Annotated in this window: 14 protein-coding genes and 1 riboswitch; of the genes, 2 read left to right on the plus strand and 12 right to left on the minus strand. The window is 39.7% G+C overall.

From position 1 onward, the window contains the following. Positions 1-169: 169 nt before the first annotated feature. The 4 genes from ACH0QE_RS00100 to ACH0QE_RS00115 all read right to left on the minus strand — a co-directional run bounded on the left by ACH0QE_RS00100 (position 170) and on the right by ACH0QE_RS00115 (position 1548). Positions 170-322, minus strand: coding sequence for a YfhE family protein (locus tag ACH0QE_RS00100; RefSeq protein WP_415798733.1), 153 nt, complete (start codon positions 320-322; stop codon positions 170-172). Positions 323-452: 130 nt separating this feature from the next. After that, positions 453-815, minus strand: coding sequence for a hypothetical protein (locus ACH0QE_RS00105; protein WP_415798734.1), 363 nt, complete (start codon positions 813-815; stop codon positions 453-455). Between the two features lie 12 nt (positions 816-827). Next, positions 828-1049 carry a spore germination protein gene (locus ACH0QE_RS00110; protein WP_102261922.1) on the minus strand — a complete coding sequence of 74 codons (222 nt, stop codon included), beginning with the start codon at positions 1047-1049 and terminating at the stop codon, positions 828-830. A gap of 154 nt (positions 1050-1203) precedes the next feature. After that, positions 1204-1548 carry a four-helix bundle copper-binding protein gene (locus ACH0QE_RS00115; protein ID WP_415798735.1) on the minus strand — a complete coding sequence of 115 codons (345 nt, stop codon included), beginning with the start codon at positions 1546-1548 and terminating at the stop codon, positions 1204-1206. A 138-nt stretch (positions 1549-1686) separates the two neighbouring features. On the opposite strand from ACH0QE_RS00115, the gene ACH0QE_RS00120 reads away from it, so the two are divergent. Further along, positions 1687-2256, plus strand: a complete 570-nt coding sequence (locus tag ACH0QE_RS00120; protein ID WP_415798736.1) for a hypothetical protein — start codon at positions 1687-1689, stop codon at positions 2254-2256. Between the two features lie 65 nt (positions 2257-2321). On the opposite strand, the gene ACH0QE_RS00125 is transcribed toward ACH0QE_RS00120, so the two are convergent. From ACH0QE_RS00125 to ACH0QE_RS00150, 6 genes are all read right to left on the minus strand, one after another. Continuing rightward, entirely contained in the window at positions 2322-3098 is a 777-nt protein-coding gene (locus tag ACH0QE_RS00125) for a TatD family hydrolase (RefSeq protein WP_415798737.1), read from the minus strand. Further along, entirely contained in the window at positions 3085-3846 is a 762-nt protein-coding gene (locus ACH0QE_RS00130) for an ABC transporter ATP-binding protein (protein WP_415798738.1), read from the minus strand. Before ACH0QE_RS00130 ends, ACH0QE_RS00125 begins: the two co-directional genes overlap by 14 nt. Further along, positions 3843-4604, minus strand: coding sequence for an ABC transporter permease (locus ACH0QE_RS00135; RefSeq protein WP_415798739.1), 762 nt, complete (start codon positions 4602-4604; stop codon positions 3843-3845). The genes ACH0QE_RS00130 and ACH0QE_RS00135 overlap by 4 nt, the downstream gene beginning before the upstream one ends. Continuing rightward, positions 4601-4894, minus strand: coding sequence for a thiamine-binding protein (locus ACH0QE_RS00140; RefSeq protein ID WP_415798744.1), 294 nt, complete (start codon positions 4892-4894; stop codon positions 4601-4603). The genes ACH0QE_RS00135 and ACH0QE_RS00140 overlap by 4 nt, the downstream gene beginning before the upstream one ends. Before the next feature lie 2 nt (positions 4895-4896). Continuing rightward, entirely contained in the window at positions 4897-5898 is a 1002-nt protein-coding gene (locus ACH0QE_RS00145; protein WP_415798740.1) for an ABC transporter substrate-binding protein, read from the minus strand. A gap of 126 nt (positions 5899-6024) precedes the next feature. After that, positions 6025-6132: riboswitch (TPP riboswitch) on the minus strand. 91 nt (positions 6133-6223) lie between these two features. Beyond that, entirely contained in the window at positions 6224-7309 is a 1086-nt protein-coding gene (locus ACH0QE_RS00150) for a DUF2515 domain-containing protein (RefSeq protein WP_415798741.1), read from the minus strand. Positions 7310-7526: 217 nt separating this feature from the next. Between ACH0QE_RS00150 and ACH0QE_RS00155 the strand changes: the two genes are divergently transcribed. After that, positions 7527-8381 carry a manganese catalase family protein gene (locus tag ACH0QE_RS00155; RefSeq protein WP_415798745.1) on the plus strand — a complete coding sequence of 285 codons (855 nt, stop codon included), beginning with the start codon at positions 7527-7529 and terminating at the stop codon, positions 8379-8381. 233 nt (positions 8382-8614) lie between these two features. On the opposite strand, the gene ACH0QE_RS00160 is transcribed toward ACH0QE_RS00155, so the two are convergent. Together ACH0QE_RS00160 and ACH0QE_RS00165 are read right to left on the minus strand one after the other, a co-directional pair. After that, positions 8615-9184, minus strand: coding sequence for an Ig domain-containing protein (locus ACH0QE_RS00160; RefSeq protein ID WP_415798742.1), 570 nt, complete (start codon positions 9182-9184; stop codon positions 8615-8617). Between the two features lie 71 nt (positions 9185-9255). After that, positions 9256-9600 (minus strand): hypothetical protein, encoded by a 345-nt coding sequence (locus tag ACH0QE_RS00165; RefSeq protein ID WP_415798743.1) that lies wholly within the window; start codon positions 9598-9600, stop codon positions 9256-9258. Between the last annotated feature and the right edge of the window lie 96 nt (positions 9601-9696).

The following is a 9696-nucleotide window of genomic DNA, read 5'->3' on the forward strand; positions in this document are numbered from 1 at the left end:
AGATGGCCAACTGGACTTGGAGAAGTCCAGTAATGGCCTAAAAGTATAGCGAAGAGAGTCTATTTTCTTTAAAAAATTCGATGAAATCCAAAAGGGGGTTCGGAATGAGACCATTCCGAACCCCTTTTGTCGACAAACTGAGATGGCTAAGAAGCCATCTTTCATCAGTCTATTTTCCTTTTTGTCCATTTTCTTCTCTGTACTTATTTTCCGCCTTTACTGCACGAGTAAATTCCTTTGCGTAAAGCACTTCCTGAGTATCAGTCAAACCATTGTTCTGTTCCGTATTCAACCCTTTGTTAGGAGCTTTATTTTTATCCATATAATCTACCTCCTGTGATTGAGTTTTTATGAGGCTCTATTATGTTCGTACCCTTTTTATTTAAGGGTAAACGTTGCTGCCACTCAATTCACAGGCTGAAAGAAGGCAAGGACAAAGCAAGTATGTAAAACTACATCTCTTGTACTGGACCCAATTTCACTCTATATCCCTCTTGATGCTCCATTTTATTATAGTCGCCAATATTCATAGAATTTGGTCCCAAATCCATGTCCATATCGCTTTTGGTAGAACAATATAACACCTCAGCAATATTAAAGGCAGCGCCTGATTGTATGTTATTTACCTTAACATTTTGAATCGAAATTTTACCGGTAGTATCGTTCACTATATCTGACTGCTGCTGTTTGTTTTGATCCTGTTTCAATGATTCTAATTTTTCTTCGAGTTCCCTTATTTTGGACTGGCAAGAGAGGGCAAGCTGTTTCCAGTATTCTTTTTCAGAATGAATGAAATGGTAATAATTATTATTCACAGCTGTTACCCCCTAGTTTCCTACCTCTGCTATATCGGGATCATTCACTTGTGGAATAGAGAAATTCCCACTGCCAGCATTATTAATCAAATTTGCATCCCCAACGGTAAATGATCCTGCTTGAGCCTGCATATTCATTTTACTGTGGGTAGATGTGAACAAAATCTCACCGTTGTTCATTGATGCTCCCGATTGGATACCGCCTATCTTAATACCGCCAATTAATACAGGCATCTGATCACTCCTAAATATGGCAAGTATATTAGCATTGTATGAACAGAAGAAAACTTTAGTGTGCCTAATTCATTAATGTATAGGCGTTTGTAATCTTATTCGCCAATAAAAAAAACCTGCATTTAAAATGCAGGGTTTTAGCCTATAGAGACGATTATGAAGCCATGTTTCTGCACGCTTCTGCACATTCACGGCAGATTTTTGCACATTCCTGGCAATGCGCATCCTGGAACTTTTCACAATGCATTGCACATGCATCACAAATATCTGCACACAGCTGGCAGTGCTGCTTGGCGAACTGGCTGTTCCGTGCCATATAAGCCACAGCCTGAAGGCATATTTCGGCGCAGTCATTCAAGGTCTGAATACACATGATTCGTGCCTGGACATCAGGCTCCTGAAGGCAGGCAGTCAAGCATTCCTCACAAGCCCTCGCACATTTTACACATTCATCAATACAGTTGTCCATTTGAGTTGGTGACGCTGACAATATTCCCATATCACTCATTCCTCCTATTATCAATTAACAAATTTTATATTTTGTAAATTTCGCTAAATTATACGTTATATGTTAATGGAGTCAACTTAGGAATGGTTTGTCCTCCTTTTTCATAAGATGGTGAAAAGGAGGTTAGTCATGTTTTTGTATACCGCTTATGTCTTTGTTAGCCTTGCTGCAGTTATTCTGATTTCCACCATCCTGGCTCTTCGTCAGAAGACTGAGATGACAGGCATGAATGGGATGATTATTTCAATGTATCTCGGCATGAATATAGGATTGACTAGTGGAGTTTTACTTGGAACTGTTTTTCGCGGTGATTTATTTCTTTCTACCATTCTATCAATGCTGATAGGGGCAGCAGCTGGCACGATAATAGGTACTTTATCCAGTTCTGCTGCAGCAATCGAAGGTCTTATGTCCGGTATTATGGGCGGTATGATGGGTGCAATGCTTGGAGAAATGCTGCTGCCTGAAAAATCGTTGATCTTGATCAATATCTTCTTAACGATTTCGACAGCTGCCTTATTTCTTTTTAAAGTACTCCCAAAAACCGATTCATCATTTAAATTAAAAAAGCACATCGTAAAACCAATTCTTATCTTTGTATTGCTTATAATCTACCTATATTCAGGTAGCCTTTTAGGCGATGATTGGATAAACGATCTATCGATCAAAGAACATGAGCAACACCTGCACCATCCCTGATTCCGTTCAAGGCAATTGCCGTTAAATTAACAAAAGGATAGGCTGCACCTATCCTTTCGTAAAGTTTAGATTTGATAGAAATTTTTTATCTGGTTGTACAATATAGTGTAAGCATCTTCAATCCCTACTTTCTTTATCACGGCAATTTGCTGGACCACCTGATGTACCATCGCTGGCTGAGTCAGCTTGTCTTGAAAAATCCCTTCAAACGGCCAGGGACCATCAGTTTCCGCCATGATCAAATGCAAAGGATAGAATTCTGCCACTCCTCTGGTTTCTTCTTCATAAAGGATATCCGGTGTGAGCGAGATAAAATACTTATTCTCCACCATTCTCCCCATTGTTTTCTGATCACCTTTAAACCAATGAAAATGAGCCTTCCTTACATTATGTTTTTCCAACATGTCACATACTACAGTTGCATCATCATAAATTGCATGAAGGATGATTGGTTTATTCAGCTTCTTGGCCAAAAGAATAAATTGCTCCAAAACCTCCACATAACCCTCGTCAGGAAAACTGCTCTCTTTTTCCTTCTTCCGCAAATAATATGGCAGTCCAACTTCACCGACAGCCACCATTTTTTCTTGATGTTCCTCAATCCAATTTAACAATTCTGCAACTTCATTATCTGTTGGAATAGGCTGTTCGGGATGGTAGCCAAAAGCGGGATAAATATTCGGATGTTGATCAGCCAATCTTAAATTTGCTTTGCTGGATAAAAGGTTCATTGAGACTGTTATCATACCTTCTACCTTTTTTTCCGCTAACGCTCTGATTATTTGATTTTGATCTCTTTCTGTATATTTATCAAAATGAATATGAGCGTCAAACACTTTCATGCAAACCACCTGCCTTCAAATCGCTGTATATTTCCCTCTTCAGCTCAAGAAACTCACTTTCCAAAAGCAATGTGTCTGTTCGCGGCCTCTTAAAAGATACTTCGATCTCTCGAATGATTTTAGCTGGTCTAGGAGATAAGAGATAGATCCGATCAGATAAAAAAATAGCCTCTTCAATGTTGTGGGTAATAAACAGTACTGATTTCCGCTTCGCTTCCCAGATCGATAACAACCACTTTTGCATATCAAATCGGGTGAACTCATCCAGTGCTGAAAATGGCTCATCAAGCAGCAAAACGGATTGCGGACTTAGAAGCGCCCTTAAAAAGGCGACCCTTTGCTTCATCCCACCGGAAAGCTGGCGGGGATAAGCATCTTGATAGTCTGATAGGTTTATTTTCCTTAACCAATTTTGAGCCTCTTGTTTATCAGGCTTCTGGAACAGTTCCTGGCCCAGCAAAACGTTATTTATTACCGTCCTCCAGGGCAAAAGCGAATTCTGCTGGGGCATATATGCTATATTCCCTGTTTCCCCATTAATTTTCCGATCATCAAGAAACAACTTTCCTTCCTCAGGTTCGAGCAAGCCGCCAATACATTGAAAAATGGTGCTTTTACCGCTGCCAGAAGGTCCGATGATCGAAACAAATTCTCCCTCTTTCACATACATAGAAAGATTATCAAGCACTAACCCCGTGTCTTTATAGGTTTTGCTGATATTTTCAAGCCGGATTTTCGCTTCCATCATTTATCACCCTTGACCTTCCATTTAATCACATTCTTTTCAATCATCACAATAATACTGTAGAGCAGCATGCTGAAAAAAATAATAATGAAAATGGCAATAAAAACTCTGTCTGTCCTGAAGGCTGATGAAGCTAGTGTCATGAATACACCAATTCCTTTCTCAGCCCCCAGCCATTCTGAAATGACAGCACCCATGACGCTGTATGTCGCTGAGATTTTCAATCCAGAGAACAGAGGCGACAGCGCATTGGGGAGTTCAAGCTTCGCAAATATCTGCAACCTTGTGGCGCCTGACATCCTCATGTAATGCAGAAGTTCTCCCGGTACATTGCTAAAACCATCCAATGAAGCAATAGTGACCGGAAAGAAACAAACCAAAATGATGATGAGCAATTTAGGCAAAAAGCCGAAACCAAACCAAATGACCAACAGAGGAGCTAAAACGATAATCGGTACATTTTGCGATAATATCAGCAATGGGTAAAATGCGTTTTTCAGAGAAGGAATTAAGTGGAGGATCATGGCAATCAAAAATCCGATCGTAGATCCCAGCAAAAGCCCGGTAATCGCCAATGTCAGGGTTGCTCCTATATCCGGCAAAAATAAAGGATAACTCCCTGCCGCTTCCTTAAATATGACAGAAGGGGCAGGCAGCAGCCATGCCGGTATCTCTTGTACACGAGTAATCATTTCCCAAAACAAGAAGAAAAGGAGGATAACCATAAATGGCCGCCATCCTCTATTCCATAATGTGTTCATTTCCGATATTTCTCCGTCAGCCTGCCCATTGTAATTCCGTCTGGCTGATACAGGATTTTCACCTGGGAGATTACATTTGGTGACCCGAGCTCGATCATTTTCTTATTCATATCTGTAATCACAGCCAGCAGATGCTCCAGTTCTCCCTCCATTGTTGTCTCCAGCGGATGGACTTCATAAATTACACCGGACTGATCGATGATTTTGATTGCCTCGTCTACCAATCCAATGACTTCTTCGGCAGAAGAAGCTTTAGGTATGATTTGTACACTTACTAACGCTTTTGCCATCATTAGTTCCCCCTTTTTGGTAAAAACTCATTCGTATAGGCTTTTTTAGCTTCTAATTCCTTCTCAAGAAGGCCATTATCAAACATCCATTCACTGTAATTCTCCCAAACCTCCAGCTTTTGTTCTCCCCAGCGATCAGCGTCATCCTGGTATTTAGGGGAAAGCCATTCCTGACTTCTCTTCACTAGCCCTTCATCCAAATCAGGTACCGCCTTAATCAAAATATCCGCACTGTCAGCTGGGTGCTCTATCGCAAATTCATATCCCTCAGTAAGCGCAGCCATAAATGCTTTGGCTGTATCCGGGGCATTCTTGATCATTTTTTCATTCGTAGTAATGACTGGTGTGTAGTAATCAAGTTTCTCTGAGTAATCTGTTAAATACACCATATTGATAGGTTCATTGCGAATTTCCGCCTCGACCCCCGTCCACCCATAATAAATCCAGGCAAAATCAATATCACGATTCACGGCTGTAAAAAAGTCAGAGTCTCCCATATTAACAATTTCCACTTTCTCCACATCGGCATTTTCTTGTTTCATTAATGAATTGATTACAGCTTTTTCAATTGGCGATCCCCAGCCGCCATAGGTTTTGCCTTCAAAGTCTTTTGGTGAAATTATATTTTTGGCCTTAGGCGAGGCAAAACCTGAAGTATTATGCTGAATAACAGCCGCCAGTGAAACAAGCGGTATCCCCTGGATTCTCGCCTGCGTGATTCCTTCTTGGTAACTTACTCCGAATTCCGACTTTCCTGATGCGACAAGCTGGTCTGCTCCCGCTTCCCCCGGGAGGATTATATTTACGTCTAAACCGTGATTTTTGAAATAGCCTTTTTCTTTTGCGACATAGATTCCTGTATGATTTGTATTCGGCGTCCAATCAAGGACAATTGACACCTTCTTCAATTCACCTTCTTTCTTCGCTGATGACTGACTTGTGGAACAGGCAGCCAGACCCCAGACTAACAAAAATGCAGAAAACAAGATTAATAATTTCTTCATGTTATTCCCCTCTTCTCTATTTGTTTGACAATGAAGGCGGAAAAGAAGGCTAAGGTAAAGTTAATAAAATAAAAAATGCGCTCAGGGAATCCCAAGCGCATGAAAAAATCCATAATAAACGAAAAACGTCTATCAGAAGATGTTCCCTACGCTGGTACTAGCCAGATCAGGTTAAAGGGTCAGCATCTATGGACACTTTCTCAGCCGGCACTACCGGCTCCCCTACATTTCCTATTCTCCAATTGTCATCTCTACTATATAGAATGTTTTATGATTCGTCTAGAAAAATAAACCATTTTCTTTTTTCAGACAAAAAAACATATCTCTAATCAAGGATAGAAATGATTTTCTTCGCAAAAGCAGCAAGTTCCAACTTTTCAAGTGTCTGACAGTAATCATATTCTATATTTCCAATCAAAGGTTCCTCTATTTCTTCCAAAAATCCCAACGCTTTATAATCACCAAACCATTCACCATCCTCCGCTTCAGGATGTATAACGTTTTTCCAAGCATTTTGTAGTTTGGGGCTGTAGATTCTTCTTGCCCCTGGTTTTAGGTTGCATGAACTTAATTTTATTTGATATTTTAGTCCAGGAATTTCTTCATGCACATCGTTGAAGATATGGGGCCAGTAATCTTTTCTTGAACCTGTATGAGGATGTACCATGGCCCACTCCTCCACTTTTTTCAATACCTCTTTATCAAAAAGGATGGCATACAGTCTTTTTCCTAATTGAATTCGTTCATGCAATGATTGAAACTGATTCACTGTCTGTCCAGCCAGTTTAGTCACACCATAGTCGTTGTAGGGGAAAAGAATTTGATTGAAGGATAAAAAATCCTGTATTTCAAACTCCAGGGTACTGAATACATCTTTGATATAGTTTTGGTTCTGGATGACTCTATTTTCAATATAGTTCTGTTCATTAATAATCAGGCCCATTGTGAGCAATGATGAATTAGACAATTCCCAATAATACTCCCATACCGTCTCTATAAAGATCGAAACATTAAAGTGTGGAAGCAGCCTGAACAGCGATTCTTTCCTTTTGAGACTTTCTTCATAAAGAAGCAGCTGTGGAAACGCATCCTGGAAGATAAGCCAATTCCCTCGTTCAAGGAATGAGAAAAATGAGTTTTTCTCTTTTTTAGATAGCAGCCTTGTTAATAGTTCCGCTTTTAAATCAGTCATACTCCATCCGCCATTCCGGGAAACCATATGAGCCAGGAACGCCCAATGGATTTCCGGGTGCTTCTTATAAAAGTCCAGGTACGCTTTCGTTCTAGTAATATTATTTTCATTTAATTGTTCTGTCTTCCTCTTTATCTTTTGAATGATTTTTATCTCTTCTGATGTCGGGCTCTTAGCCAGCTTCTCTTCTTGATTTTTTTGTAAATTCTCCTTGATCACTTCAATAGATGATCTTACTTTTCTCTTAAAAAAGGATATTGTCTATTCCCCCTTTTTCGTGAGGATGGTTTTCGTATTAGAATATGTAGGATTTTTTCTGATAATAACTAATCATCCTGGAAAGATATTTGAAACATAGCTTACTAGTCCAAGTTTCTCAATCTTCAATCGCCCATATGATAAGTGTGGATTGCAATTTTGTTTGGGGAGGAATATGATGTTTTACCATGTTAAAGAGTTACAATATCAAGCAAAACCAGAAAGGCCTGATCCTGTCTATGCTAAAAAGCTGCAGGAAGTTCTCGGAGGACAATTTGGGGAAATTTCTGTTGCAATGCAATATCTATTCCAGGGATGGAATACTCGAGGTGATGGAAAGTATCGTGATCTCTTGATGGATACCGGGACAGAAGAACTGGCCCATATTGAAATGCTTTCCACCATGATTGCAAGGCTTTTAGATGGAGCACCTGTTGGCGCACAAGAAGAAGCTGCAAAGGATCCGGTGATGAAAGCAATCTTAGGCGGAATGAATCCACAGCATGTCATCGTATCAGGATTGGGCGCTATGCCAGCTGACAGTGTAGGAAACCGTTGGACTGCAGATTACATCGCCGCGAGCGGCAATCTTCTGGCCGACTTCAGGGCTAACCTTAATGCTGAGTCCCAAGGAAGGCTCCAGGTCGCCAGACTATACTATGAAACGACGGACCGTGGAGTAAGGGATATGCTTTCCTGGCTGCTGGCAAGAGACACGATGCACCAAAATCAGTGGATCGCGGCTATAAAAGAGTTGGAAGCAAAAGAAAATGTAGTGGTGCCAAGTACCTTCCCGAAACATCTGGAAAAACAGGAAGTTTCCTATGTGCTGTTTAATCTTTCTGAGGGTGACGAAAGTGCAGCGGGCAGATGGGCAAGCGGAACTAGCATGGATGGCCTGGGCACATTCCAGTACGTCCAAAATCCGGTTCCATTCGGACCAAAGCCAAAGCTTAAACCAGCACCTCCTTATATTTTTAATACACCACCTGCGGCCTTGCGCAATGAGCAAATACCGCCAAATTTGATGTGACAACTAACAATTCGAGGAACAAAAAAAAGCTTCAACCCTTAAGAAAAGGATTGAAGCTTTTTAGTATGATTCCTACTGGGTTCGAACCAGCGACCTCTACCCTGTCAAGGTAGCCAAATCAGAATCTATATGTATCAAGTGTTATATCTACTTTATTAACCTCTAACCACTTCACAGTAATAGTATACAATTTTTATTATATAGTGGTTGTATAAAAATGTAAAGTGGTTTCACTAAACTCTTTCACAAGTCAATATCAGCAATCCCTTTTTCGTAAAGTCCCGATTCAGCACCTTATAATTCCCTTCAAATACAAACGTATCATTCACCTTTAACTTATCCCTATTTACTGGCTTATCTTGAACAACAACAATAATCTGATTGTCAGGTACTCTTATGGCAGAAGAATCATCAATTGAAAATGATTTATTATCTACAATGGCAGATATAAATATTGGATCACCAACAGTACACTCTTGAATTGGGTCTCCAAATTCATTTTCTCCAACAATTACACAAACTTCTTCCCCTTGTCGTTCAATGACGATATTACAATGTCGCATAAGGGCTTTATACTTTCCACCACGCTTACTAATGGATTCAGTAATAACTAAGTACCTCTCACCTTCTAATGCTATCATATCGCCTTGTATAACCTGTTCAATCGTATGTATGTACTTTTGGTCAAACTCACTTATTGCAGGATTAGTAATAATGGCTTTTCTTTCAGTATCATTAATTGTTACTGATTGACTTGCATAATCAAATAAATAATCTAAATCTGCAGTATTAGGACTGAACATTTTTTAATCACTCCTTTCTAAAAGTGGCGACGTCTCCACATTTGGAAATACGACAACATCGTCGCATTTTCTTAATCTCCAAATAGCATGAAGAAATTGGATTCATTCTGTAATTGGTCATCAGTTTTTAATGTCCTGATTTTCCGTTCTAATTGATCTATACGATTCATTAAATTCTCATGAAAATCTGATACTGTCATATCATCCATTTTGTATGACTTCATGCCAGCAGGATTATTTGCAATTGATTCAAGGACAGACAGGGCAGCACGGTATATATTTTTCTTGTTTGTGGCTGATTGTGCTTCATATTCTATAAATGGTTGTAAATCATTTTCTTGGAGGTATATGGATAGTTCATCTTGCCCTAGCGTTATACCTTTAGTTTCTAATTCTAATCGTTGAAGGTTATTCATGTTATCAATTCCTTTCTAGGTAAAATAAAAAAGCCCATGAAATTAATCATGGACACTACTTAGTATTTACTGGATTTAAAAAACTACTATAAGGAA

The organism is Mesobacillus sp., from assembly GCF_047739415.1.
Classification (GTDB): domain Bacteria; phylum Bacillota; class Bacilli; order Bacillales; family Cytobacillaceae; genus Mesobacillus.